We start from the raw sequence: 25099 nt of genomic DNA on the forward strand, positions 1-25099 counted from the left end.
GCAGATGACTTCGAACCAGACCGCGGACCGCAGCAGCAGGTCGGTGTGCGACCCCGCCGAGCTGCGCACCCTGTTCCTGTTCGAGAAGCTGAACGACGAGCAGCTGGAATGGCTGTGCGCCGACGGCCGGATCGAGACGATCGAACCCGGTGTCGTCTTCCGCGAAGGCGAACCGGCCACCTGTTTCTACGTGCTGATGGATGGCGAGCTGATCCTCAGCAAGCAGTCCGGCGGCGCGGAGATCGAATTGGTACGCACCGAGCATCGCGGCGCCTACGCGGGCGCTTGGATGTCCTACATCGGCGACAAGGTCGACCAGACCTACAGCGGGACGATGCAGGTGACGCGGCCGGCGCGGTTCTTCGTGCTGGACGCCGAGATCTTCGCCCGGATGATGCACGAGTGGTTCCCGATGGCCGTGCACCTGCTCGAAGGGGTGTTCTTCGGCAACCGCAACACCAACGCGCGCATCGGTGAGCGCGAACGACTGCTCGCGCTCGGTTCGCTGTCGGCGGGCCTCACCCACGAGCTCAACAACCCGGCCGCCGCCGCGGTGCGCGCCACCGCGGGCCTGCGCGAGCGGGTCGCGGGCATGCGGCACAAGCTCGCCATGATGGCGGAGGGCAAGTTCGATCCGACGTCCTTGGGTTCCTTGGTGCGCCTGCAGGAGGAGGCCGCCGCCCAGGTCGCGAAGGCGCCGGAGCTGACGCCGCTGGAAGCCGCCGATCGCGAGGACGTGCTCGGCGAATGGCTGGAGGACCACGGGATCACCGACGGCTGGAACCTCGCGCCGAGCTTCGTGCAGGCCGGGTTCGACACCGACTGGCTGGAGCGGGTGGCCGCCACCCTGGACGGCTCGCCGGAGCAGGTGTTCCAAGGGGCCATCCGCTGGCTGAACTACACCATCGAGACCGAGCTGCTGATGAACGAGATCGCCGACTCGACGACGCGCATCTCCGCGCTGGTCGGCGCCGCGAAGCAGTACTCGCAGATGGACCGCGCCCCGTTCCAGGTGGTCGACATCCACGAGCTGCTGGACAGCACCTTGGTGATGCTCAGCCGCAAGATCGGCGACGGCGTGCACGTGGTCAAGGAGTACGACCGGACGCTGCCGGAAGTGCCGTGCTACGCGGCCGAACTCAACCAGGTGTGGACCAATCTCATCGACAACGCGGTGTACGCGATGAACGGTGAGGGCACGCTGACCATTCGCACCAGGAAAGAGAACGACTGCGCGGTCGTGGAGATCGGCGACACCGGGCCTGGCATCGCGCCGGAGGCCCGCAACCGGATCTTCGAGCCGTTCTTCACCACCAAGCCGATGGGCGAGGGCACCGGACTGGGGCTGGACATCTCGTTCCGCATCGTGGTCAAGAAACACAACGGCGACATCAGGGTGGACTCGGAGCCGGGCGACACCAGGTTCACCGTCTGGCTGCCGCTGCACCGCCCAGAACAGGATCGAGCCGGAGCCGACACGGAAGGGCAGTCATGACCGAGCAGCTCGCGGGCATCGATCCCGCGGTACCGCCCAGTGGGCCGGGATGCGCGGAGTGCGAGCAGCGCTCCGGCTGGTGGGTGCATCTGCGCCGGTGCGCCCAGTGCGGGCATATCGGCTGCTGTGACACCTCCCCCGCGCAGCACGCCACCGCGCACGCGAAGAGCACCGGTCACCCGTTCATCCAGAGCTTCGAGCCGGGTGAGGACTGGTACTACAACTTCGAAACCGAAGAGATGTTCAGCGGCGGACCGGAATTGGCGCCACCGCACAGTCATCCCGCCGATCAGGGCGTCCCCGGCCCGCGCGAGCGGGTTCCCGCGGATTGGCAGGCACACATCCACTGATGCCGCCGGAACCGGTACGCTGCTGCCGACGCCGGGGCCTCCGGCGCCACGATCCACCCGGGAAAGCATCGGTATGAAACGAACTTCCGCCATCGTCCTGATCGCCGGGACGGTGGGTTTCCTGCTGGCAGGCTGCGGCGGAGGGGACGAGTCCACCGACGCGAACGGATTGCGCCAGGGCTCCGTGACCGCGACCGCGGCCGCCTCGGCCGCCCGCACGACGACCGCTCCCGGCACCGCGACGCCGAGCGGCCCGGCGGATACGGACGCCCCCGCCACGACGAAGCAGCGCGACCCGGCGCTCGGTCCGGCGTCGAGCACCACCTGCGGTGAGTTCCGCAAGCTCGACACCGACGAAGAGAAGGTCCTGATCGAGCAGATCCTGGCGGAGAACCCGGGCGGCCCGTTCGACGGCAGCCCGAACGTCGCGCTCGGCACGGCCAAACTGGTGTGCCTGGCGCCGAGCGTCGCCGACAAGTCGGTCGCGACCGCCGCTGGACTCGTCAAGAAATAGCCGAAAGCGTCGTCGTCCACCATTCCCGGACGGCGGACCGTGACCGAACGCGGGGCCGCGCGGCAGAATGGCACAGTGGCAGAACTGGCACTCACCGCCCGTCTGAACCCTTCGGCCGCCGATGCCCGGCGCGGGGTGGTCCGGCTGCATCCGGAGGCGCTGACCGCGCTGGGGTTGCGGGAATGGGACGGGATCATGCTGGTCGGCTCCCGGCGCACGGCCGCGGTGGTCGGCGTCGCGCGCCAGGGCACGCCCGCCGGGGTAGCCCTGCTCGATGACGTCACGCTGTCCAACGCCGGGCTGCGCGAGGATGCGACGGTTGTGGTCTCCCCCGCGACCGTCTACGGCGCGAGACAGATCACGGTGAGCGGTTCGGTGCACGCCACCCGCACGATCCCGGCCGCGACACTGCGGCAGGCGCTGCTGGGGAAGGTCGTCACCGTCGGTGACGCCGTCTCCCTGCTGCCGCGCGATCTCGGCCCCGACATCAGCTCCACGGCGGCCACCCAGGCACTGTCGCGCACCTTCGGCATCGCCTGGACCACGGAATTGCTCACCGTCACCGGCACCGATCCGCGCGGACCGGTGAGCGTGCAACCGAATACCGCGGTGAGCTGGGGCGCGGGCGCGGTCGCCGCGCGGGACGCCGCCGATCTGGCCTGGGCCGGAACCCCGATCCCGGTGGGCGAGGCCTCGCGGGCCGCCACCGAAGCCGCCGCGTTCGACACGGCCGCGGGTAACAACGGCGCCGCGATGGTCCGGGCCACGGCGGCCGTCGACATGCAGAGCGTCTCGGTCGAAGTCCTGGCGGGCGGGCGCAGCCAGGCCGCGAAGCTCGAGGAGTGGCTCAGCCTGGCGTTGGACGAGCCCGAGCTGTTGCGCACGCTGGGCGCACGACCTCATCTCGGCGTGCTGATCACCGGCCCGGCCGGCGTCGGCAAAGCCACGCTGGCACGTGCGGTCGCGGGATCGCGGCGACTGGTGGAGCTGGACGGCCCCAGCATCGGCGCGGCCGAGAGCGGTGCGCGACTGCGTGAGGTCGCCGAGGCGGTGGCCGATATCGGCTGCGGCAGGGGCGGCGTCCTGCTGATCACCGACATCGACGCGCTGCTGCCCGCCGACCCCGAACCCGTCGCCACACTCATCCTCGACCAGCTGCGCGCCGCGATCGCGGGTCCCTGCGTCGCGTTCCTGGCGACCACCGCGCACCCGGCAGGCGTCGACCAGCGCCTGCGCGCCCCCGACCTGTGCGATCGCGAACTCGCGCTGCCGTTGCCCACCGCGGGCGTGCGCAAGGCGCTGCTGGAGTACCTGCTGCGCCGGGTGCCGACCGTGGAGCTGGAACTCGACGAGATCGCCTCGCGCACACCCGGATTCGTGGTGTCCGATCTGGCGGCGCTGTGCCGGGAGGCGGCGTTGCGCGCGGCGTCGCGGGCCAGAGAGCACGGCGAGCCGCAACTCACCCAATCCGACCTGCTCGGCGCGCTCGAGGTCATCCGGCCGCTGTCACGCTCGGGCATGGAGGAACTCGCCATCGGCAGCCTGAGCCTCGATGACGTCGGCGATATGGCGGAAACCAAGCAGGCGCTCACCGAGGCGGTGCTGTGGCCGCTGAAGCACCCGGACTCCTTCGCCCGCCTCGGCATCGAGCCGCCGCGCGGGGTGCTGCTCTACGGCCCGCCCGGCTGCGGCAAGACCTTCCTGGTGCGCGCGCTGGCCGGTACCGGTCAGCTCAGCGTGCACGCGGTCAAGGGCGCCGAACTACTGGACCGGTGGGTCGGCTCGTCGGAGCGCGCGGTGCGCGAATTGTTCCAGCGGGCGCGGGATTCCGCACCCTCGCTGATCTTCCTCGATGAGGTGGACGCGCTGGCCCCGCGCCGCGGCCAGAGCGCCGACGCGGGCGTGGGCGATCGGGTGGTCGCGGCACTGCTCACCGAACTCGACGGCGTGGAGCCGCTGCGCGACGTGGTGGTGCTGGGCGCGACCAACCGGCCGGAGCTGATCGATCCGGCGCTGCTGCGCCCGGGCAGGCTCGAACGGCTGGTGTTCGTGCCGCCGCCGGACGCCGCCGCCCGCCGGGAGATCCTGCGCACCGCGGGCCGCGCGGTGCCGCTGGCCGACGATGTCGACCTCGACGCGCTCGCGGAGGAACTGGACGGCTACTCCGCCGCCGACTGTGCCGCGCTGCTGCGCGAGTCCGCGCTCGCGGCGATGCGCCGGGACGTACACGCGGCCGACGTCACCGCCGCCGATGTGCTGGCCGCCAAGACGGTGGTGCGGCCCTCGCTGGATCCGTCGCAGATCGACACACTGCGCCGCTACGCCGACAGCCGCGGGTAGGTCGCGGGCGACCCGCTTCGGACAATCTCCGGCAATCCGGCTCTTGTTGCCTTTTTCGCACTGGAGACATTTTCGGGCGAATCGTCGGCAATCACAAGATCACGTCGCCACCACGGGTATGTTCGACAACCGTGCGCAGGGTCGGCGACATTGTCGACGCGACCACGGCCTTCACCGGAGCCGCGGTCGCGGGCGTGACGCTGTTCCTGCCGGTCACCGTCAACACACAGGGGCAAGCCACGTCGTACCGGATCGCCGGGCTGCTCAACAGCGTGCCGCGCAGCGCGGCACTGGGCGTGATCGCCGCCGTGGCGGTCGCCGTGCTGGTCGCCACCACCTCGCGACCGCTGACCGGGTGGGCGACGGCCACCGCCGCCGCGCTGGCGCAGCTGATCAACCACTTCACCGGACGCCACGTGGCCACGGCCGAGATACTGACCACGCAGAACTACATCGACTCGATCTGCGCCGCCGTGCTGCTCGGCGGGCTCGGCGCGGTGGTGCTGCGCAGACCCTTGCCCGCCGCGGCGTTCGCGGTGGGCGGCGTCGGCTTCTTCGGCTTCGGCGATCTCGCCGGCCTGCTGAACATCAACGCGGATCCGTACGCGGTTCTGGAGACCCCGACGCGCTGGATGATCGGCGTGAGCTTGATCCTGCTGATGATCAGCACCTTGCACAACTGGAAGCGAACCGAGGACGCGAAGGAGCCGCACATGGCGATCGCGCTGCCGGTGACGCCGATCCTCGCCGCCATGGTGCTCGCGCTGGTGGTCCTGGCCGGCACCGAATGGCTGGGCAGGCAGTACAGCAAACTGCCGGGGGAGAGTCACGTGGTCGAGATCGTCATCGTCGTCGCGGCGACGATCGTCAGCGCGACCGCGGCCGCCATGCTGCTGCCCGGCCGCGACGGCACCGGTGTGTACCTGGCCGTGAGCCTGACCGCGGCGGTCGACGCGGTCGGCTACGCGGTGCGGCCCGGCTGGACCGCGCCGGTGCTCATCGCGCTGACCGCGGCCGGACTCGTCATCGGCGCCCGGATGCCATCGACCGCCCTCGCCATCCTGCTGCTGCTGGGCATCACGGTCTTCGCCCTCGTCACCTCGACGTCCGCGAGCACCGTCGCGTTCGCGGTGATCAGCGGGGTCATCGCGTTGACGGCGGGATACTGCTGCGGCACCGCGCGGCCGCACTACGCGCCCAGCGGCGTACTCGCGCTCAGCGCGCTGTATCTGCCGTCGGCGGTCTCGGTGATGCCTGACCGCGTCAAGGACTGGCGCGAGGACGTGGCGGCGCACGACGCGACCCCGGGCGGCACCGCGCTCGCCATCGTCATCGGCAGCGCCGTCGGGCTCGTCATGCTGCGTAAATTACGGCCACGCAGCAGGCCGCAACCAAATGGGCAACCAGAGAGCGAATCATTAGCGGACATATAGCTTCGGTTCGGGCGGATGACGGACACCATACTCAGCCCTTCCACGGAAAAAGTACGCTTTCCGTAGGCTTGTGCCGGACACCCCGCCGCCCCTACCCGACGGAGTGAAGTTTGCTCGCAATCCTGCTCGCTCATGCCGCGGCCGCCCTGGTGGCTCCGCTGTGGGTGCGGGCACTGGGGCGCAACGCATTCTTTCTACTGGCTGTGGTCCCGCTCGGCGGCTTCGCCTGGGTGATCGCGAATTGGTCCGAGCCGCAGCGAGTTCGGCTGACCTGGGCGCCGAGCATCGCCCTGAACATCGATCTGCGCTTCGACACCCTCGCGGCGGTATTGTGCGCGCTCGTACTGGGCATCGGGGCGCTGGTGCTGATCTACTGCGCCCGGTACTTCGAGGACGACGAGCCGCGGCTCGGGGTGTTCGCCGCCGAGCTGGTCGCGTTCGCCGGCGCCATGTTCGGGCTGGTCACCAGCGACAACATGCTCCTGCTCTATGTGTTCTGGGAAGCGACAACGGTGCTGTCGTTCTTGCTGATCGGTCACAACGCCGAGCAGGCGGCCAGCCGAAGGGCCGCGATCCAGGCGCTGCTGGTGACCGGAGCGGGCGGACTGGCGATGCTGACGGGCATCGTCGTGCTCGGCACCGTGAGCGGCAGCTATCTGCTGTCGGATCTCCTATCCGGGACCAACCCGAGCGGGACCGCGGTGAATGTCGCGGTGGCCCTGATCCTGGTGGGCGCGCTCACCAAATCCGCCGTAGTGCCCTTGCATTTCTGGCTGCCCGGCGCGATGGCCGCACCGACCCCGGTGAGCGCGTACCTGCATGCCGCGGCGATGGTGAAAGCCGGCGTGTACCTGATCGCGCGCCTGGCACCGGCGTTCGCGCAGAACCCCGTGTGGCATCCGCTGGTGCTGACCCTCGGCCTCGCCTCGATGCTGCTGGCCGGGCTGCGCTCGCTCCAGGTGGTGGATCTGAACTGGTGCTGGCCTTCGGCACGGTGAGCCAGCTGGGATTCCTGATCGTGCTGGTCGGCATCGGCACACCCGATGCCGCGCTGGCCGGAGTCGCGCTGGTCGTCGCGCACGCGCTGTTCAAGGCGTGCCTGTTCCTGGTGGTCGGGATCATCGACCACGGTGCGGGCACGCGCGATCTGCGCCGCTTGTCCGGGCTCGGCCGCCGGGCTCCCGTGCTGTGCGCCACCGCGGTCCTGGCCGCGCTCAGCATGGCGGGCATACCGCCGCTGCTCGGCTTCGTCGGCAAAGAAAGCGCGCTGAACGCCGTACTGGACGCGGACGTGCTCACCGCGCCCGTACGCGGCGCGGTGTTCACCGGAGTGCTGCTCGGGTCGATGCTGACCGTCGGCTACAGCATCAGGTTCGTCTGGGGCGCTTTCGCGGACAAGGACCGCGAGCCGGAACCCGCGGCAGGCGCCACGACCGTCGCCCACCACCCGAGCGAAGTACCCGTCGCCGAAGATCAGCCGGAAGCCGAGCGTCGTCTCCGCTGGCATCCGCCGGGTGCTCTGTTCCTCGCGGCACCGGTGATCCTCGCCGTCGCGAGCCTCGCGGCCGGTCTCGCCCCGTCCTGGCTCGACGCACGATTGCGCCCCTACGCCGAAACGCTGGCCGCCGTTCCGTTTTCGCATCTGGCGCTGTGGCACGGTTTCGATGCCGCGCTCGCGTCGACACTGCTGATCGTCGCGGTCGGCGTCGTGTTGTGGCGGCTGCGCGACCGCTTCGCCGAATCGGCGCACCCGCGCCTCGGCAACGCCGACCGCGCCTACGACGCCACGCTGCGCGCGATGGACACCCTCTCGCTGCGGATGACCGGCGCGGTGCAGCGCGGGTCGCTGCCGCTGAGCCAAGCCGCGATCCTGGTCACGCTCATCGTCCTGCCGACCGTCCTGCTCGCCCTCGGCACCCGCACCGGAGTCACGCTGCGGTTGTGGGACTCGCCGCTGCAAGCGGCCATCGGCGCGATCATGGCGGTGAGCGCGCTCGCCGCGACGGTGCTGCGCAACCGGCTCGCGAGCGTGCTGGTCGTCGGGGTGACCGGATACGGCAGCGGCGTGATCTTCGCGCTGCACGGCGCGCCCGACCTCGCGCTGACCCAATTCCTGGTGGAGACGCTCACGCTGGTCATCTTCGTGCTGGTGCTGCGCGCTTTTCCCGCGACGATCGAGCCGAGCCGGACGGCCGCGTTCAAGCTGCGCAGAGCGGTCCTGGCCGTCGGGACCGGGACAGTGGTCGCGGTCCTGGCCGGGTTCGCCGTGGCGGCCCGCACCGCCGAACCCATCTGGCTCAAAATTCCCGATGCCGCCTACGAATTCGGCGGGGGGAAGAACGCCGTCAACGTCCTGCTCGTCGACCTGCGGGCGTGGGACACCCTCGGTGAGATCTCGGTGCTCGTCGTCGCCGCGACCGGGGTGGCCTCTTTGGTGTTCCGCAGCAGGCGTTTCGGCAGCGCGCCGCGCGCGACGGACTCCCCCGACTACGATCCGGAGCTGGTCAGCTGGCTGCCCGCGGGCCGATTGGTGGCCCGGGCCGAACGCTCGATGGTCCTGCAGATCACCACGCGGCTGGTGTTCCCGACCATCATGGTGCTGTCGGTCTACTTCTTCTTCTCCGGCCACAACGCGCCCGGCGGCGGGTTCGCGGGCGGGCTCACCGCTGGGCTCGCGCTGACCCTGCGGTACCTCGCGGGCGGCCGCTACGAATTGGGTGAGGCACTGCCCGTCGACGCGGGCCACATCCTCGGCGCCGGCCTCACCTTGGCCGCGGGCACTGCCGTCTCGTCGCTGCTGCTCGGCGCGCCGCCGCTGTCCTCGGCGATCATCGAGGTTTCGCTGCCGGTGATCGGGCACGTCAAGGTGGTCACCGCGCTGCTGTTCGATCTCGGCGTCTACCTCATCGTGGTCGGCCTGGTGCTGGACGTGCTGCGCAGTCTCGGCGCGCGCCTGGACAGCGAGCTGGCCGACGCCGAGACCCCATCGGCGAACGGAGGTTCCGCGACGTGACCGCGAATCTGACCCTGCTGGTGGTGATCGGCATCCTCGTCGCGTGCGGGGTATACCTGCTCCTGGAACGCGCCGTTTCGAAGATGCTGCTCGGGCTGATCCTGTTCGGCAACGCGGTGAACCTGCTGATCCTCACCGCGGGCGGCGGTCGCGGCAAACCGCCCATCCGCGGCACGGCCGACACCGAGGAGATGGCCGACCCGCTCGCCCAGGCGATGGTGCTCACCGCCATCGTGATCACCATGGGCATCGCGGCATTCGTGCTCGCCCTCGCCTACCGCGCCTACATGCTCACCACCAGCGACGACGTCGCCAACGACCAAGAGGACGTGGATGTCGCCCGGCGTCGTATCGGAGAGGACCCGGAGACGTGAGCCTTTCACCCGGCCTGCTGCCGGTCCTCACCTCGCTGCCGGTGCTCGTCCCCCTGCTCGGCGCTGCGGCCACGCTAGTGTTCGGGCGCAGGCCGCGCATCCAGAGCGCGGTCAGCGTCGGGGCGCTCACCGCTGTCGTGGTGATCTGCGGGTTGCTGCTGTTCCTGGTCGACCGGGACGGCACCACCGCGTTGCAGGTGGGCGACTGGGCAGCGCCGATCGGCATCACGCTGGTGGTGGACCGGCTGTCGGCGGCGATGCTGCTGGTCTCGTCCATCGTGCTGCTGTCGGTCAACCTCTACGGCGCGGGCCAGAACATCCGCGACGGCGACGAGCGGCAGCCCACCTCGATCTACCGGCCCACGTATCTGGTGCTCACCGCCGGTGTTTCGGCCGCGTTCCTCGCCGGTGACCTGTTCAACCTCTTCGTCGGCTTCGAGATCCTGCTCGCGGCGTCGTTCGTGCTGCTCACCGTGGGCGCGACCACCGAACGCATCCGCGCGGGCGTGGCCTACGTGATGGTCTCGTCGGTCTCGTCGCTGATCTTCCTCGCCGGCATCGGGCTCACCTACGCGGCCACCGGAACGCTGAATCTCGCCCAGCTCGCGGTCCGGTTCGGCGCCGTGCCGGAGGGCACGCGCACGGCGATCTTCGCAGTGCTGCTGGTGGCGTTCGGCATCAAGGCGGCCGTCTTCCCGCTGTCGAACTGGCTGCCCGACTCCTATCCGACCGCCCCGGCTCCGGTCACCGCCGTGTTCGCCGGTCTGCTCACCAAAGTCGGCGTGTACGCGATCATCCGGACCCACTCGCTGCTGTTCCCCGACGGCGGCTTCGACTCGGTGCTGCTGGTGGCGGGCCTGCTCACCATGCTCATCGGCATCCTCGGCGCCATCGCGCAGAGCGACATCCGCCGTTTGCTGTCGTTCACGCTGGTCAGTCACATCGGCTACATGGTGTTCGGCGTCGGCCTCGCCAACGCGGCCGGGCTGTCGGGCGCGGTGTTCTACGTGGCGCACCACATTCTGGTGCAGACCACGCTGTTCCTCGTGGCGGGACTGATCGAGCGGCAAGCCGGATCCACCTCGCTGCGCAGGCTGGGCGGGCTCGCCGCGGCCAGCCCGCTGCTGGCCGTGCTGTTCCTCGTCCCGGCGCTGAATCTCGGTGGGATACCGCCGTTCTCCGGGTTCATCGGCAAGGTCGCGCTGTTGCGGGCCGGCGCCGAACGCGGCAGCGTGCTGGCCTGGGTGCTGGTCGGCGGCGCCGTGCTCACCAGCCTGCTCACGCTCTACACCGTCGCCAGGGTATGGAGCAAAGCGTTCTGGCGGCCCCGCGAGGACGCGCCGGAGGGCCATCTCACCGCGGCCAGGCCGCCGACGCTGATCGAGGAAGCGACCGACGTGCACTACGACGAGCGCACCGATCCCGGCCGCATGCCGCCACTGATGGTGCTGTCCACCGCGGCCCTGGTGACGGTGGGGCTGTGCCTGACGGTGCTGGCCGGGCCGATCCTCATGATCGCCGACCGCGCCGCGGTGGACCTGCGCGATCCCGGCGTGTACATCGGTGCGGTGCTGGGCGAATCGCCGGGAAGCCCACGATGAGCGCCGAGCGGGGCCCGGTGCGCGACACGACCGTCCGCGTCGGCATCCTCGTATGGCTCACCGTGGTCTGGCTGGCCCTGTGGGGCGATCTGAGCATCGCGAATGTACTGGGCGGGCTGGCGGTCGCCGCGCTGATCATGGTGGCGCTGCCGCTGCCGCGCGTGCCGGTGTCCGGGCGGCTGAACCCGTTTCCCCTGCCCGAGCTGATCGTGGCGAGCGCGTATTACGCGCTGGAGTCGAGTCTTCAGGTCGCCTGGCTCGCGATCCGCCCCAAGCAGACCCCGGTGTCCGGCGTGTTGCGCGTGTACTCCGGCACGAGATCGGATCTGGTGCTGGTGCTGTGGGCCGACCTGCTCAACCTGATCCCCGGCACCATGGTGCTGGAGATCGACCGCAGGCGCTGCGTCGTCTACGTGCACGTTCTCGATGTCGGCAGCGATGCGGCGGTGGACAAGTTCTTCCGGACCACCCGGCGGCTGGAACGCCTGCTGATCGAAACGTTCGAACGCCCGACCGGATGGCCGTACTCCCGGCCGTCCTCTCCCCCGGAGGTGACATCGTGACCGTCGTCGCCGTCCTCGCCGCCGTCATCCTGACCGCGGCGGCACTGATCACCACGTATCGCGTCGTCATGGGGCCGAGCACGCTGGACCGGGTGGTCGGCATCGACTCGCTGATCGCCATCGCCGCCTCCGGGCTGGCCGTCTGGGCGGCCTACAGCGCCGACACCACCGTGGTGCCCGCGATCGTCGCGCTGGCGCTGGTCGGGTTCCTCGGCTCGGCCGCGGTGTCCCGATTCCGAGTGCGGGACGACACATGAACCTCTGGCACGTGCTCGCGGGCACCCTGATCCTGTTCGGCTCGACGCTGGCGCTCACGGCCGCGATCGGGATCGTGCGCTTTCCCGACACGCTGACCCGGATGCACGCCGCCACCAAGCCACAGGTCATCGGGCTGATCCTGGTGCTGGCGGGCGCCGCGATCCAGCTGGGCGGACACGGCAACGTCTGGGCGCTGGTGCTGGTCGGGCTGTTCACCCTGCTGACCGCCCCGGTGATCGCCCACCTGATCGGCCGCACCGCCTACCGCGAGCAGCGCCACCGCGACGGCCTGTTGCGCGTCAACGAGATGCGCGACGACGACGTCGATTAGCCGCGTGACCGGCCTCAGCGCGCGACGGGCTCGACCTCGCGGACGGCCTGCTCCGGCTGCCGCGCGGTCGCGAACCACGTCGCGTGGAACGCCGCGGCCAGTCCGGCCAGCAGTCCCAGCACGACCGTGCCCGCAAGCACCGGATACTCGGCCATCGGCACGGCGAGGTACCGGTAGGACAGCAGCAGCGTGGCCAGCACGACCGCGCCTGCGCCGACCAACCGGATCCGGAACCATCCCCAGCCGCGCTCCGGTGCGCGCAGCGCCGATTCGACGGTGAGGCACAGCACCGCGCCCGCGACCAGGTCGACGCCGTAGTGGTAGCCGAAGCCGAGGGTGGCGGTGAGGGTGGCCAGCAGCCAGAACGCGCCGCCCCAGCGCAGCCAGCGCGGAGCGGGCTCGCCGTCGCCGTCGCGGCGGGTGTGCAGGAACACCGACAGCGCCCAGGCGGTGTGCATCGAGGGCATGCAGTTGCGTGGAACCGCCGCGTCGAACGGCAGCGGCAGCGGGTTGCGATCGATCGGCGGCACCACCCCCGGCCAGTAGTTGCCCAATTGCAGCCCGTTGCCGTCCGGGCCGTACGCGAACATCGGACCGACCACCGGGAAGAGGACGTACACCAAGGGGCCGATCAAGCCGAGCACCAGGAAGGTGCGCACCAAGTAATGCGATGGCCACCGGCCCGACGACACCACTCGGCGCAGCTGCCACACGGCCACGACGATCGCCGCCACGGGCAGCTCGATGTAGACCCAGTGCAGCACCGCGTAGACCACCGGCCCGAGCGTGTCCACCGCCCGCCCGAGCACCCACGACGGATCGCCCAGCGCATGGTCGGCCAGGATCACGTATTCGTCGAGCACGGTCGGTCTGCCGATCACGGTGACGTGCAACCAGACATCGCCGACTTTGGTGGCCAGGACGAGCAGCGCGCCGAGCGCGGCGGCGTGCAGCGCGTCCCGCCGTTCGGTTCCGGACCAGCGCAGCCAGGCCACCAGCGCCAAGCCGGTCAGCACGATCACGGGGCCGTTCCCGATCGCGAACGGCTCTCCCGCCAGCAAGCGGACACCGGCCCACGCCACATCGATGGCAGCCGCGACACCCACCGCGACCAGCCTGCGACGGGCGGAAATGCCCACCAGCGCGAGGACCAGTCCGGCCCACGGCACCGACATCGATTTCGGTGTGCCGATGTAATCCCGCCCCAAGCTCTCCAGGGGGCCTTCGAATCCCTGCCAGATGGCTACGCCCTGCAACACGAGCAGCAGGACCGGCACCGCGGCCACCGCCGCGACGACCCGGATCCGAGTCCGCGGTACGCGACGGCGCGAGACCGCGCTTCCTGCTCTGGAACCCGGGTATTCGACAAGCATCCGACCATAGTAAACGTGGGGTGAACGTCATCCCCCTGGCCAGCTGAACAGCAACCGACCTATACGCGGCCGATCGCTACTGTTTCAGCTCCTCGACCAGCGCGTCCACCACCGCGACCAGATCTCCCTGCGACGCTGCGGCAACCCGGCGCTGCCGCTGGTAAGAGGCTCCCCGCTTGGGGATCTCGGCGACCAGGGCGAGTTCGTCGGCGCAGCCCAGCCGCGCCGCCGTCGGCTCCAGCCGGTTCAGCAGATCCGCCAGGTCGTCGGTGACCAACCGCTCGTTGCTGTCGGCGTCGGTGATGATGATCGCATCCAGCCCGTAACGTGCGGCGCGCCACTTGTTCTCCTGCACGTGCCACGGCGGCAGGGTGGGCAGTTCCTCGCCGTTCTCGACGCGGCGGTCGAGGTCGACGATCAGGCAATGGATGAGCGCGGCCATCGCGGCGAGCTCGGCGCGCGTGGAGATCCCGTCGCACACCCGGACCTCGATGGTGCCCCACTTCGGCGCCGGGCGGATGTCCCAGTGCATGCCCCCGAGCTGCGTGAAGACACCGGTCTTGATCTGATCGTGCACGAAATGCTCGAACTGGGTCCAGTTCTCGAACTGGAACGGCAGGCCCGCGGTCGGCAACTGCTGGAACATGAGCGTCCGGTTGCTCGCGTAGCCGGTGTCCGATCCCGACCACATCGGCGAGCCCGCCGACAGCGCGAGCAGATGCGGATACGACAGCAGCAACGAGTTGAGGATCGGAAAAACCTTGTCGCGGTGGGAGACTCCGACGTGCACGTGCACGCCCCAGATCATCATCTGGCGACCCCACCACTGGGTGCGCTCGATCAGCTCGTCGTAGTGCTCCGATCGGGTCAGCTGCTGGGCCGACCATTGCGCGAACGGATGGGTGCCCGCGCAGAACAAGTCGACACCGAGCTGCTCGGCCGCACGGCGCACCGTGTTCATCGTGCCGGTGAGGTCCTCCACCGCCGCGCCGACGGTCTCGTGCACCCCGGTGACGAGTTCGACGGTGTTGCGCAGCAATTCCTTGGTGACCTGGGGTGTGCCGTCGTGGGCACGGAGCTCACCGAGTGAATCGAATACCGCCGCGGCGGTATTCGACAGGTCGCGGGTCACCTTGTCGACCAAGGCGATCTCCCATTCGACCCCGATGGTGGGCCGGGGCGAACCATCGAAGGGAACGTGTTCGATTCCTGCCCCGGCCATATGCCACCGCGCTATTGGATCACGCCACAAGCGACACGGCCGCCCGCGTCGCCCGTCGCTAGGGTCGTCTCATCGGGACCCGCGACGCCATCGGCACGGGAGTAACGGTTGGGAATGTTGCCGAAGTTGTCGGCGTCGGCGTGGATGATGAGGGCCTTGCCCTTCACGTCGTCCAGCGTCACCGCGTCGGTGGTGGTGATCAGCTTGGCGACGCCGTCGCCGCGCACCTCGAGCGAGGTCAGATCGCCGCTGGCCGGATGCGCGTTGGCGCTGCCGACCTGCAGGTGACCACCGGCGGACAGGAAGTCGCCCGCCGGGCCGCCGGTCGGCGCGACGGAGTTCGGCTCGCACTTGCCGACCTGGTGCACGTGCAGGCCGTGGAAGCCGGAGCGCAGGCCGTGCGCCTCGACGGTGAGCTGCAGGTGGTTGCCGTCCTTGGCGAAGTTCGCGGTGCCGACCGAGGCGCCCGAGGGGTCCTTCAGCTGCACGTTCACGCCCTGCTCGGCGTTCGGCGAGCCACCGTGCTCGGTGCTCGACTGCCCGGCCGGAGCGGGCGACCCGCTCCACACCGGCGGGGTCGTTCCCTGGACGTCACTCGACTCCTGGCTGTTCGAGCATGCGGCGAGGCCGAAGACCGCGACCGCGAGCACCGGGGTCACAGTCCGCCAGGACGGGCGTCGAGTTGTGGACGGGGCCATCGGGGAACTCCTTTACGAGTACCGAGTTTACGAGTAAGGGCGGGTGGACACGTTCGTTACCGGACAAGATGATGCCACGCCGTCCCGCCGTGCCCCCGACAGGGCGGCGCGCCCTCACGCGTGTTCGCTGGTCCGGGCGTGCGACCAGCGGCCACATATGGGTCAGTTACCCGTGACGATCACCGTTACACCCGGCGCGGTATCCCCGATCGCACTCGACTTCGGTGCCACCGACGCGCCGAGCTGGTCCGCGATGGCCTGCGCGGCCTCCTTGTCGCCGGACGAATCGCCGTAGTACACCGTGGTTTTGGCGATGTTCGAGCCCGGGTAGTTGCCCGTTTCCGCGATCGTCCAGCCGCTCGCCTCGAGCTGGCCTGCCGTTTTAGCCGCGAGTCCGGCCACCATGCTGTTGTTGAGCACGCGCACCGGGACCGAACGCGCCGCCGTGGTGGTGGTCGACGCGGCGGCACTGGTCGGCGTCACGGTCGCCACCGCGGTGGACGAGGTGGGCGCCTTGGGCGCGGTGGTGCTCGCCGGGACCTGCGGCGCGGCGCTCGCGCTCGAGGTCGGCGATGCGCTGGTCCCCGAGGCGTCGGTGTCGGCGTCGGAACTCGACAGCGACATCGCCCCGAGACCGGCGAAGACGATGGCCAACGCGATCAGCACCATCGCCAGGGCACGCAACGGTGGCCCACCGGAGGTGGGGTTCGGGTAGCTCACCTTCGCGAGCCTAGTCGCACGGGACGGGTCCGGGTCCGCATCGCCGGGTCAGACCTGGAATCCGAGCCGCCGCGCCGCGCGCGCCTTCTGCCTGCTCGCTCGCAGCCTGCGCAGCCGCTTGACCAGCATCGGGTCGGCCGCCAGCGCCTCCTGCCGATCGACCACCGCGTTCAGCACCTGGTAGTACCGGGTCGGCGACATGGCGAACAGCTCGCGGATCGCCTCTTCCTTGGCCCCGGCGTACTTCCACCACTGCCGCTCGAAGGCCAGGATGTCGAGTTCGCGACGGCTCAGTCCGTCACCGTCGGCCTGTTCGGCCGAAGCGTGCTCCGTCGTGCCATCTTCGCTCGCGGAAGGGCCGTTGTGGGTCGCGGAAAGATTCCGTGCCGCTGCGCCGTCCATCTCGCTCCTCGCCGAGTGACCACCAGACGAAAATGGTGCTTGTACGTCGCGGAACATTCAACCACGCTGGCGAGGAATCGCCGGGCCCGCAGCGCGGCGTGTTCCCTACCGGCCGGTAGTCGCGGTCTCCACTTCGGCACCCGGGAAGCTGTGACGTGGCGCCCACGGCAATAATTGGCCCATGGCAATCCTCCCGATCGTGATCGTCGGCGACCCGGTTCTGCACAACCCCACCGAGCGGGTCACTCGATCGCCGGAGGAATTGGCTCCGCTCATCGCGGACATGTACGAAACGCTCGACGCCGCGCACGGCGTCGGGCTCGCCGCCAACCAGGTCGGCGTTCCGCTTCGCCTGTTCGTCTACGACTGCCCCGACCTCGGCGCGGACGGCACCGCGACCCGCCGACGCGGGGTGGTGGTCAATCCGGTGCTGGAGACCTCGGAGATCCCGGAGACCATGCCCGACCCGGACGACGACGAGGAAGGCTGTCTGTCGGTGCCCGGGGAGCAGTTCCCCACCGGTCGCGCCGAATGGGCGAAGGTGACCGGCACCGACGAGAACGGCGAGCCGGTGGAGGTGGAGGGCAAGGGCTTCTTCGCCCGCATGCTCCAGCACGAGGTCGGGCATCTGGACGGGTTCCTCTACGTGGACGTGCTGATCGGACGGAACGCGCGGGCCGCCAAGAAGGCGATCAAACGCAACGGCTGGGGCACACCGGGTCTGAGCTGGCTGCCCGGCACCGACCCCGACCCGTTCGGGCATGACGACTGACCCCGCCGCCGGCCTGCCCGATATCCCGCTCGGCCGCCGCGTGGTGCTGCGCTATCAGCTGCCCGCGGGTTATCCACAACCGCTGACCGACGTGATCGGCGAACTCGTCTCCCTGGACCCGCCGACCGTGCGCGGCGCGGGCGGCGAGCTCGTCTCGGTGGCGCCGGAGCGCGTCGTCGCGCTGAAAGCCGTCGGGCCGAGGCCGATTCGCATCAGAGAGATCCGCGCGCTGGAGGCCGCGGCCGCCTATGGCTGGCCGGGCGTCGAACACGCGTGGATCGACGGCTGGCTGGCGCGCGCGGGCAACGGATACACCGGGCGCGCGAATTCCGCTGTGCCGCTGGGCAGCTCCGAGGGACCCGCCACCGTGTCGGCGGATACGCTGCACCGGATCGGCGAGTGGTACACCGCGCAGGGCCTGCCTGTGCAGCTCGCGCTGCCCGATCGGCTGGCCCCGGTGCCGCCCGGCTGGCACAGCTGGCGAGAGACGGCCATGCTGGCTCTCGATATCGACAATTTCGTGCTGCCCCAAGGCCCTTCGATGGTGCGGATCGCGCCCGCTCCCGACGCCGACTGGCTGGAGACGCACCGCTACGACGGCGAGGAACCCGGCGCGCGGACGATTCCCGCGCCCGATCCCGAGGTACTGACCGCGGTCCTGAACGGTGAACTCGGCTTCGCCTCGCTCGGCCTGCCGCGTCCCATCGCGATCGGCCGCGGCGCACTCACCACCGCCCCGGACGGACGCCGCTGGATCGGCCTCACCTGCGTGGCCGTCGCCGCCGCGCACCGCAGGCACGGGCTCGGCTCGCTGGTCTGCGCCGAACTGATCCGCTGGGGCCGCGACCGCGGCGCGACGCACGCCTATCTCCAGGTGGAAGCCACCAACGAGCCGGCCCGCGCGATGTACCGCGAACTGGGCTTCATCGAACACCACACCTATCGCTACGCCGCGCCGGAACCGCTCGCCGGGCCCGGCGGCCTGCGGTAGAACAGACCTGTCACCCCCGAAGGAAGGCCGCAGTGCGTCTCGCCACCTGGAATGTCAACTCCATTCGCTCCCGGCTCGACCGCGTCGCGGACTGGCTCGACCGCCAGGACATCGACGTGCTGGCCATCCAGGAGACCAAGTGCCGCGACGACCAGTTCCCGTTCGAGCGCTTCGACGAACTGGGCTACGAAGTCGCCCACCTGGGGATCAACCAGTGGAATGGGGTGGCGATCGTCTCCCGCGTCGGTCTCTCCGACGTCGAGCTCGCCTTTCCCGGCCAGCCCGGCTTCGACAAGGACGCGGGTGAGTCGCTGATCAGCACGCCGGTCGTCGAGTCCCGCGCGATCGGGGCGACCTGTGGCGGCGTGCGGGTGTGGAGCCTGTACGTGCCCAACGGCCGTATGCTGGGCGACCCGCACTACGCCTACAAACTGGAATGGCTTGCCGCCCTGCGTGACAACGGCGCGCGCTGGCTGGCCGACGACCCGCAGGCCAAGATCGCGCTGGTGGGCGACTGGAACATCGCGCCGACCGACGACGATGTGTGGTCCGTGGAGTACTTCGCCGAGAAGACGCACACGTCGCAGCCGGAGCGCGATGCCTTCCAGGCCGTCGTGGACGCCGGATTCGCGGATGTCATGCGTCCGTTCGCGCCAGGACCGGGCGTCTACACCTACTGGGACTACACCCAGCTGCGCTTCCCGCGAAAAGAGGGGATGCGCATCGATTTCATCCTCGCCTCTCCCGCGCTCGCCGCCACCGTATCGGACGCGACGGTCGATCGTGAGGCGCGAAAGGGCAAGGGCGCCAGCGACCACGCCCCGGTGATCGCCGAGTTCGCCGACGAACCCGGGCGCTCGTGACCCGCCCGGCGCAGCCGCCTTTCCCCCGCCGCAGCAGCGGTAACCGGGCCACCGGCGGCAGGCTGGGCGGTATGGGCGCCGACCCGGCCGTGCGGCAACGGCAGCGCGCACAGCATCTCGGCCCGGAGCGCCGCCGTCCGCAGGTGCTCGACACCGCGCTCGCCATCGCCGTGGAGAACGGCATCGCCGCGGTAACCATGGCCGCCATCGCGGAGCGGATGAAGGTGACCAGGCCGGTGGTCTACGCCTGCTTCGCCGATCGCGTCGAGCTGATCGAGGCGCTGATCCAGCGCGAGGAGGGCTACCTGGTCAGCGGCGTGCTCGAGGTGATGAAGCCACGGGACGTCGACGCCGACGAAACCGTGTTCGTCCAGGGATTCCGCGCCCTGCTGACGAAGGCCGCGAGCCGGCCGGACGCCTGGCGGCTGGTCTACGGCAATCCCGACCCCGCCGTCGCGAATTCCTTCGGGCGCGGGCGCGCGCTCGTCATCGAGCGCTGTACCAAACTCCTGCGCCCGACGCTGCGCGCCTGGGGCACGGCGGACGCCGAGCACAAGTTGCCGGTGCTGGTGGAGCAGTGGGTCTCTGCGGGCGAGGCCGCCGTACGCGCGCTGCTCGCGGACCAGGACGGCTGGACACCGGCGGATCTCGGCGCGTTCGTCGGGGCCGCGGTCTACCGAGCCATGCGAAACGCCTGATCGGGGATTCGGCCGCACTACGATGGTGATCAACTACCCGACCACCGGCTGGCGGAGGAACGGTCATGGCGTTCTATCGGCAAGTGGGTGCGGTACCGCCGAAGCGGCACACCCAGCATCGTGACGAGCAGGGGCGGCTCTACTACGAGGAGCTGATGGGCGAGGAGGGCTTCTCCGGCGACTCCTCCCTGCTCTATCACCGTGGCCTGCCGCCGGCACTGGTCGATTCGACGGTCTGGGAGCTGCCCGATCAGCGGACCACGCCGAACCATCCGCTGCGTCATCGCCATCTGCGCCTGCACACGCTGTTCCCCGGCGACACCCCGGCGGAGACCGATCCGGTGACCGGGCGCCGCTTGCTGCTGGGCAACGCGGACGTGCGCATCTCCTATGTGGTCGCGAAAGGCGGTTCGCCGCTGTACCGCAACGCGATCGGCGACGAGCTGGTCTATGTCGAGTCGGGCGCGGCGGTGGTGGAGACCGTGTTCGGCGCGCTGCCCGCACGGCAGGGCGATCAGGTGCTCATCCCGCGTGCCACCACACACCGCTGGCGGCCCACCGGCCCGGAACCTTTGCGGGCGTACGCGATCGAAGCGACAGGTCACATCACGCCGCCCAAGCGCTATCTGTCGAAGTTCGGCCAGCTGCTCGAACACGCCCCGTATTGCGAGCGCGACCTGCACGGACCCACCGAGACCATCGGTGCGACCGGCACCGAAGTAGAAGTGCTGGTCAAGCACCGCCCCGGCGGCCAGGTCGTCGGCACGCGGATGGTCTACGCCGCGCACCCGTTCGACGTGGTCGGCTGGGACGGCTGCCTGTATCCGTTCACCTTCAATATCGCCGACTTCGAACCGATCACCGGCCGTATCCATCAGCCGCCGCCGGTCCATCAGGCGTTCGAAGGCGGCAACTTCGTCGTCTGCAATTTCGTTCCGCGCAAAGTGGACTACCACCCGCTGTCGATCCCGGTGCCGTACTACCACTCCAACGTCGATTCCGACGAGGTCATGTTCTATTGCGGCGGCAATTACGAAGCGCGCAAAGGCTCGGGAATCACGCAAGGCTCGGTGTCGGTGCACCCCGGCGGTTACGCACACGGTCCACAGCCCGGCGCGTACGAGAACAGCATCGGCATCGAGTACTTCGACGAGCTGGCCGTCATGGTGGACACCTTTCGCCCGCTGGAGCTCGGCGAAGGCGCGCTGGCCTGCGAGGACCCGACCTATGCGTGGAGCTGGTCGGGGCGAGGCCCCGCGTGAGGACCGAGGTGGAGGTAGCGCCGGAGTCGCTGTTCGGTCCGGACAACCTGCCCTACGGGGTGTTCGCGCCGACCGGAGAAGGCCCCCGCGTGGGGGTGCGGCTCGGCGAACATGTCATCGATTTGGCTGTGCTGCTCGATGATTCGGTTTTCGCCGAACCGAGCCTGAACGCCTTCCTTGCGCAGGGCCCCGTGCGCTGGCGGACGGTGCGCGACCGGATTCGTGAGGCGGTCGACGGCGAACTGGACCACGCCGCGGTGCATCGGCTGTCCGACGTGGTGTTGCGGCTGCCCGTGCGTGTCGGCGATTACGTGGACTTCTACGCCAGCATCGACCACGCGACGAACCTCGGCCGCCTGTTCCGGCCGGACGGCGACCCGCTGCTGCCGAATTGGCGCCATCTGCCGGTCGGTTATCACGGGCGGGCGGGCACCGTGGTGGTGTCCGGCACCGATGTGGCACGCCCCTGTGGGCAGCGCGGAACAGACTCCGGCGCACCGGATTTCGGCCCGTCGCGGCGGCTGGACATCGAAGCCGAGCTCGGATTCGTGATCGGCGTCGGCTCGCGGCTCGGCGTACCGGTCGAGATCGATGAGTTCGCCGACCGGGTCTTCGGCGTCGCGCTGGTCAACGATTGGTCCGCCCGCGACATCCAGGCCTGGGAGTACCAGCCGCTTGGCCCGTTCCTCGGCAAGTCGTTCGCGACCTCGATATCGCCGTGGATCACGCCGCTGGCTGCCTTGGAGTCGGCGCGGATACCGCTGCCCGAGCAGTCACCCGCGCCCCTGCCCTACCTGCTCGGCACCGAGCACTGGGGCCTGGACATCGAACTCACCGTGACGTGGAACGGACAACCGGTCACTTACCCGCCCTACTCCCGGATGTACTGGTCACCGGCGCAGATGCTGGCTCATCTCACCGCGAACGGCGCGTCGACGCGCACCGGGGACCTGTACGCCTCTGGCACCATCTCCGGTCCCGAACCCGGCCAGCGCGGATCGTTCATCGAGTTGTCCTGGGGCGGCAGCAGGCCGGTATCGGTCAACGATCAGCAACGCACCTTCCTCGAGGACGGCGACGCGGTGACGATCACGGCATCGGCCCCGGGCCCGGGTTCGGCCAGGATCGGATTGGGCGAGGTCACCGGCCGGATCCTGCCAGCACACCCGCGCTGAACACGTTCGGTCTCGTCCCACCGGATACCTGGGTTCGACGACAGCCGCGCTTGAGAACGGCGTTCTCCGGGTACGCCGCTACCCGAGCGCCTCGATCTCCGCTGCCCGGCCGGACCGCGGAGTTCACGGCCGCACCCATCCTCCGGACAAGGAGCGAGGTCATGACCGATCGCCCGGCCGCTCAGCACCGCCGCCCCGATGGCGTCGACGACGGCACCGTCGCCGCCACCGGCAAACTCTCGGAGGCCCTGGAGATCGTCGAACGCGCCCGCGGCCACCTGTACTCCTTCCACCAACTGACCGGCGGGGCCGATCTGGCGCTCGACATAGCGGTGGAGCTGTTCCGTGCGGCGGGTCACGCGCACATCGCCGATCGGATCTCCGCCGAGTTGATCGGGCGCAACGTGTTGGCCGGACGCTGGACATTCCAGATCATCGAGGAATACGACGACGGTTACTACGACCTGTTCCGCGACATCGAGCGCGCCGCCCGCGACGAACTGCTCGACGGCCGCCGCCACATCTACGAGGCCGAGATGAAAGAAGCTCGCCGCACCCACGGCGCGCCGGGACATTCGGCCACCCCGCAGCCAGCGGAAGACGCCTGATCCCAACGCCGCTGCCTGCGTCTTCACTCGATCCGCCGAATCGCCGGGCAGGCGCTCGGCGGGTCCGGGTATGGTCGGGCGGGAAAATTTCACAAACCAACGGGGGCTCGCACCAGCGGGCTGAGAGGACGGCTAGCCGAGAGGCGTCAGGGCCGTCGACCGTATGAACCTGACCGGGTAATGCCGGCGTAGGGAGGAAAAATGGCACGCGCCGCTGCGTCCGACGGCGGATCCGCACCCGTCGACAGCGTCACCACCGGCCCCATCGAGGGCAGCGTCAAGCACTATCTCGAGTCCGATGACCTGCGCATTCCGGTGCGCCGGATCAATCTGACCAATGGCGAGCACTTCGACGTCTACGACACGTCGGGCCCGTACACCGACGAGTCGGCGACGATCGATCTCGAAGGCGGTCTACCGAAACTGCGCGACACGTGGACCAGACCCGAGGGGAAGGGCCCGCGCACTCAGCTCGCCTGGGCCCGCGAGGGCATCGTCACGCCGGAGATGCGTTTCATCGCCGCACGGGAAGGCGTCTCGCCGGAATCGGTGCGCGAGGAGGTCGCCGCAGGCCGCGCGGTGATCCCCGCCAACCACAAGCATCCGGAGCTCGAGCCGACCATCATCGGCAAGAAGTTCCTGGTCAAGATCAATGCGAACATCGGCAACTCGGCCGTGTCCTCCTCGATCGCGGAGGAGGTGGAGAAGATGGTGTGGGCCACCCGCTGGGGCGCGGACACCATCATGGACCTGTCCACCGGCAAGAACATCCACGAGACCCGCGAGTGGATTCTGCGCAACTCCCCCGTCCCGGTCGGCACCGTGCCGATCTACCAGGCGCTGGAGAAGGTGAACGGCGACCCGACCGCGCTGACCTGGGAAATCTACCGGGACACCGTGATCGAGCAGTGCGAACAGGGCGTCGACTACATGACCGTCCACGCGGGCGTGCTGCTGCGCTACATTCCGCTGACCGCCAAGCGGGTGACCGGAATCGTCTCGCGCGGCGGATCCATCATGGCGGCCTGGTGCCTCGCGCATCACCAGGAATCGTTCCTCTACACGCACTTCGCGGAGCTCTGCGAGATCCTGGCCCGCTACGACGTCACGTTCTCCCTCGGTGACGGCCTGCGGCCCGGCTCCATCGCCGACGCCAACGACGAGGCGCAGTTCGCGGAACTGCGCACCCTTGGCGAACTGACCAAGATCGCGAAATCCCATGGCGTGCAGGTGATGATCGAGGGTCCGGGACACGTGCCCATGCACAAGATCGTGGAGAACGTGCGGCTCGAGGAGGAGCTGTGCGAGGAGGCCCCGTTCTACACCCTCGGCCCGCTCGCCACCGACATCGCCCCCGCCTACGACCACATCACCTCCGCGATCGGCGCCGCCATCATCGCGCAGGCGGGCACCGCCATGCTCTGCTACGTCACGCCGAAGGAACACCTCGGCCTGCCCAACCGCGACGACGTGAAGGTCGGCGTGATCACCTACAAGATCGCCGCACACGCCGCCGACCTGGCCAAGGGCCATCCGCACGCACAGCAGCGCGACGACGCACTGTCCCAGGCCCGCTTCGAATTCCGCTGGCGCGACCAGTTCGCGCTGTCCCTCGACCCGGACACCGCGCGCGAATACCACGACGAGACCCTGCCCGCCGAACCCGCCAAGACCGCACACTTCTGCTCCATGTGCGGCCCCAAGTTCTGCTCGATGCGGATCTCCGCGGACGTGCGCGAATACGCCGAGCGCCAGGGCTTGAACGACGCGGAGGCACTGCAGGCGGGCATGGCGGAGAAGTCCGCCGAGTTCGCCAGCCACGGCAACGCCGTCTATTTGCCCGTGGTCTCGTAGTCACCGCCGCCCGCCGCATCGCGACGATGCGGCGGGCGACGGAGGGCGAATCCGGCCGAATCTTCGAACCGCATCTCATCTGCTCAGGGGTTCGAGGTAGAGGCGCTCGCAGGGCTAGCGCTCTCAGATCGGTGAGGATTGAGCCGAGTAGCGCGTTTCGAGTCGACTCGTCTTCGGACTCCCAGCCGC

General features: G+C 69.5%; 23 protein-coding genes, 1 pseudogene and 1 riboswitch. Of the genes and pseudogenes, 19 read left to right on the top strand and 5 right to left on the bottom strand.

From position 1 onward, the window contains the following. Positions 1–4: 4 nt before the first annotated feature. The 11 genes and pseudogenes from ABZ824_RS09215 to mnhG all read left to right on the top strand — a co-directional run bounded on the left by ABZ824_RS09215 (position 5) and on the right by mnhG (position 12272). The gene (locus ABZ824_RS09215; protein WP_356962740.1) at positions 5–1495 is read left to right on the top strand and encodes an ATP-binding protein; all 1491 of its coding nucleotides are present in this window, start codon (positions 5–7) and stop codon (positions 1493–1495) included. Then, positions 1492–1845: a UBP-type zinc finger domain-containing protein gene (locus ABZ824_RS09220; RefSeq protein ID WP_356962741.1), complete on the top strand. Its 354-nt coding sequence runs from the start codon at positions 1492–1494 to the stop codon at positions 1843–1845. Before ABZ824_RS09215 ends, ABZ824_RS09220 begins: the two co-directional genes overlap by 4 nt. Before the next feature lie 73 nt (positions 1846–1918). Beyond that, positions 1919–2359 carry a hypothetical protein gene (locus tag ABZ824_RS09225; protein ID WP_355071679.1) on the top strand — a complete coding sequence of 147 codons (441 nt, stop codon included), beginning with the start codon at positions 1919–1921 and terminating at the stop codon, positions 2357–2359. A gap of 75 nt (positions 2360–2434) precedes the next feature. Then, entirely contained in the window at positions 2435–4699 is a 2265-nt protein-coding gene (locus ABZ824_RS09230; protein ID WP_356962743.1) for an AAA family ATPase, read from the top strand. Positions 4700–4830: 131 nt separating this feature from the next. Continuing rightward, on the top strand, positions 4831–6132 hold the full coding sequence (locus ABZ824_RS09235) for a hypothetical protein (RefSeq protein ID WP_356962744.1): 1302 nt from the start codon (positions 4831–4833) through the stop codon (positions 6130–6132). Positions 6133–6242: 110 nt separating this feature from the next. Then, positions 6243–9145 (top strand): annotated as a pseudogene (locus ABZ824_RS09240) (Na+/H+ antiporter subunit A). Further along, entirely contained in the window at positions 9142–9519 is a 378-nt protein-coding gene (locus ABZ824_RS09245) for a Na(+)/H(+) antiporter subunit C (protein ID WP_355071672.1), read from the top strand. The pseudogene ABZ824_RS09240 and the gene ABZ824_RS09245 overlap by 4 nt, the downstream one beginning before the upstream one ends. Then, a complete protein-coding gene (locus ABZ824_RS09250; RefSeq protein WP_356962745.1) occupies positions 9516–11120 on the top strand; it encodes a Na+/H+ antiporter subunit D in 1605 nt (534 codons plus the stop codon). The genes ABZ824_RS09245 and ABZ824_RS09250 overlap by 4 nt, the downstream gene beginning before the upstream one ends. Next, entirely contained in the window at positions 11117–11683 is a 567-nt protein-coding gene (locus ABZ824_RS09255; RefSeq protein ID WP_356962747.1) for a Na+/H+ antiporter subunit E, read from the top strand. Before ABZ824_RS09250 ends, ABZ824_RS09255 begins: the two co-directional genes overlap by 4 nt. Continuing rightward, positions 11680–11940, top strand: a complete 261-nt coding sequence (locus tag ABZ824_RS09260) for a monovalent cation/H+ antiporter complex subunit F (protein ID WP_356962749.1) — start codon at positions 11680–11682, stop codon at positions 11938–11940. The genes ABZ824_RS09255 and ABZ824_RS09260 overlap by 4 nt, the downstream gene beginning before the upstream one ends. Beyond that, entirely contained in the window at positions 11937–12272 is a 336-nt protein-coding gene (gene mnhG / locus ABZ824_RS09265; protein ID WP_355071667.1) for a monovalent cation/H(+) antiporter subunit G, read from the top strand. Before ABZ824_RS09260 ends, mnhG begins: the two co-directional genes overlap by 4 nt. 14 nt (positions 12273–12286) lie before the next feature. On the opposite strand, the gene ABZ824_RS09270 is transcribed toward mnhG, so the two are convergent. The 5 genes from ABZ824_RS09270 to ABZ824_RS09290 all read right to left on the bottom strand — a co-directional run bounded on the left by ABZ824_RS09270 (position 12287) and on the right by ABZ824_RS09290 (position 16687). Then, positions 12287–13645 carry a DUF5933 domain-containing protein gene (locus ABZ824_RS09270; protein ID WP_356962751.1) on the bottom strand — a complete coding sequence of 453 codons (1359 nt, stop codon included), beginning with the start codon at positions 13643–13645 and terminating at the stop codon, positions 12287–12289. Between the two features lie 76 nt (positions 13646–13721). Next, positions 13722–14867 carry a glutamate--cysteine ligase gene (locus ABZ824_RS09275; RefSeq protein WP_355071663.1) on the bottom strand — a complete coding sequence of 382 codons (1146 nt, stop codon included), beginning with the start codon at positions 14865–14867 and terminating at the stop codon, positions 13722–13724. Positions 14868–14878: 11 nt separating this feature from the next. Beyond that, entirely contained in the window at positions 14879–15565 is a 687-nt protein-coding gene (locus ABZ824_RS09280) for a superoxide dismutase family protein (protein WP_356962753.1), read from the bottom strand. A gap of 162 nt (positions 15566–15727) precedes the next feature. After that, on the bottom strand, positions 15728–16285 hold the full coding sequence (locus ABZ824_RS09285; protein WP_356962755.1) for a LytR C-terminal domain-containing protein: 558 nt from the start codon (positions 16283–16285) through the stop codon (positions 15728–15730). A 48-nt stretch (positions 16286–16333) separates the two neighbouring features. Next, positions 16334–16687, bottom strand: coding sequence for a DUF3263 domain-containing protein (locus ABZ824_RS09290; RefSeq protein WP_356962756.1), 354 nt, complete (start codon positions 16685–16687; stop codon positions 16334–16336). A 181-nt stretch (positions 16688–16868) separates the two neighbouring features. Here ABZ824_RS09290 and ABZ824_RS09295 point away from each other — a divergent pair, with 181 nt between their 5' ends. The 8 genes from ABZ824_RS09295 to thiC all read left to right on the top strand — a co-directional run bounded on the left by ABZ824_RS09295 (position 16869) and on the right by thiC (position 24910). Further along, the gene (locus ABZ824_RS09295) at positions 16869–17459 is read left to right on the top strand and encodes a peptide deformylase (protein WP_355071656.1); all 591 of its coding nucleotides are present in this window, start codon (positions 16869–16871) and stop codon (positions 17457–17459) included. Continuing rightward, positions 17449–18450: a GNAT family N-acetyltransferase gene (locus tag ABZ824_RS09300; protein WP_355071654.1), complete on the top strand. Its 1002-nt coding sequence runs from the start codon at positions 17449–17451 to the stop codon at positions 18448–18450. The genes ABZ824_RS09295 and ABZ824_RS09300 overlap by 11 nt, the downstream gene beginning before the upstream one ends. A gap of 32 nt (positions 18451–18482) precedes the next feature. After that, complete coding sequence (locus ABZ824_RS09305) at positions 18483–19313, top strand: exodeoxyribonuclease III (protein ID WP_356962759.1); 831 nt, start codon at positions 18483–18485, stop codon at positions 19311–19313. A gap of 71 nt (positions 19314–19384) precedes the next feature. Beyond that, positions 19385–20011 carry a TetR/AcrR family transcriptional regulator gene (locus ABZ824_RS09310; protein WP_355072123.1) on the top strand — a complete coding sequence of 209 codons (627 nt, stop codon included), beginning with the start codon at positions 19385–19387 and terminating at the stop codon, positions 20009–20011. Positions 20012–20076: 65 nt separating this feature from the next. After that, positions 20077–21273, top strand: a complete 1197-nt coding sequence (locus ABZ824_RS09315; protein ID WP_356962760.1) for a homogentisate 1,2-dioxygenase domain-containing protein — start codon at positions 20077–20079, stop codon at positions 21271–21273. Continuing rightward, positions 21270–22448, top strand: a complete 1179-nt coding sequence (gene fahA, locus ABZ824_RS09320; protein ID WP_356962761.1) for a fumarylacetoacetase — start codon at positions 21270–21272, stop codon at positions 22446–22448. Before ABZ824_RS09315 ends, fahA begins: the two co-directional genes overlap by 4 nt. 161 nt (positions 22449–22609) lie before the next feature. Next, the gene (locus ABZ824_RS09325) at positions 22610–23056 is read left to right on the top strand and encodes a hypothetical protein (RefSeq protein WP_355071648.1); all 447 of its coding nucleotides are present in this window, start codon (positions 22610–22612) and stop codon (positions 23054–23056) included. A gap of 89 nt (positions 23057–23145) precedes the next feature. Beyond that, positions 23146–23268: riboswitch (TPP riboswitch) on the top strand. Beyond that, positions 23258–24910, top strand: coding sequence for a phosphomethylpyrimidine synthase ThiC (gene thiC / locus ABZ824_RS09330; protein ID WP_356962762.1), 1653 nt, complete (start codon positions 23258–23260; stop codon positions 24908–24910). (Overlaps the previous riboswitch by 11 nt.) The last annotated feature ends 189 nt before the right edge of the window (positions 24911–25099 follow it).

It is taken from the genome of Nocardia sp. NPDC047038 (assembly GCF_040644075.1).
GTDB lineage: Bacteria > Actinomycetota > Actinomycetes > Mycobacteriales > Mycobacteriaceae > Nocardia > Nocardia sichangensis.

Excerpts from the sequence above, each read along its gene's own strand:
- ABZ824_RS09270 (WP_356962751.1), bottom strand. The coding sequence starts at position 13,645 with ATGCTTGTCGAATACCCGGGTTCCAGAGCAGGAAGCGCGGTCTCGCGC.
- thiC (WP_356962762.1), top strand. The coding sequence starts at position 23,258 with ATGGCACGCGCCGCTGCGTCCGACGGCGGATCCGCACCCGTCGACAGC.
- ABZ824_RS09295 (WP_355071656.1), top strand. The coding sequence starts at position 16,869 with ATGGCAATCCTCCCGATCGTGATCGTCGGCGACCCGGTTCTGCACAAC.
- ABZ824_RS09225 (WP_355071679.1), top strand. The coding sequence starts at position 1,919 with ATGAAACGAACTTCCGCCATCGTCCTGATCGCCGGGACGGTGGGTTTC.
- ABZ824_RS09290 (WP_356962756.1), bottom strand. The coding sequence starts at position 16,687 with ATGGACGGCGCAGCGGCACGGAATCTTTCCGCGACCCACAACGGCCCT.
- ABZ824_RS09315 (WP_356962760.1), top strand. The coding sequence starts at position 20,077 with ATGGCGTTCTATCGGCAAGTGGGTGCGGTACCGCCGAAGCGGCACACC.
- ABZ824_RS09280 (WP_356962753.1), bottom strand. The coding sequence starts at position 15,565 with ATGGCCCCGTCCACAACTCGACGCCCGTCCTGGCGGACTGTGACCCCG.
- ABZ824_RS09310 (WP_355072123.1), top strand. The coding sequence starts at position 19,385 with ATGGGCGCCGACCCGGCCGTGCGGCAACGGCAGCGCGCACAGCATCTC.
- ABZ824_RS09300 (WP_355071654.1), top strand. The coding sequence starts at position 17,449 with ATGACGACTGACCCCGCCGCCGGCCTGCCCGATATCCCGCTCGGCCGC.
- ABZ824_RS09220 (WP_356962741.1), top strand. The coding sequence starts at position 1,492 with ATGACCGAGCAGCTCGCGGGCATCGATCCCGCGGTACCGCCCAGTGGG.
- ABZ824_RS09325 (WP_355071648.1), top strand. The coding sequence starts at position 22,610 with ATGACCGATCGCCCGGCCGCTCAGCACCGCCGCCCCGATGGCGTCGAC.
- ABZ824_RS09275 (WP_355071663.1), bottom strand. The coding sequence starts at position 14,867 with ATGGCCGGGGCAGGAATCGAACACGTTCCCTTCGATGGTTCGCCCCGG.
- mnhG (WP_355071667.1), top strand. The coding sequence starts at position 11,937 with ATGAACCTCTGGCACGTGCTCGCGGGCACCCTGATCCTGTTCGGCTCG.
- ABZ824_RS09215 (WP_356962740.1), top strand. The coding sequence starts at position 5 with ATGACTTCGAACCAGACCGCGGACCGCAGCAGCAGGTCGGTGTGCGAC.
- ABZ824_RS09255 (WP_356962747.1), top strand. The coding sequence starts at position 11,117 with ATGAGCGCCGAGCGGGGCCCGGTGCGCGACACGACCGTCCGCGTCGGC.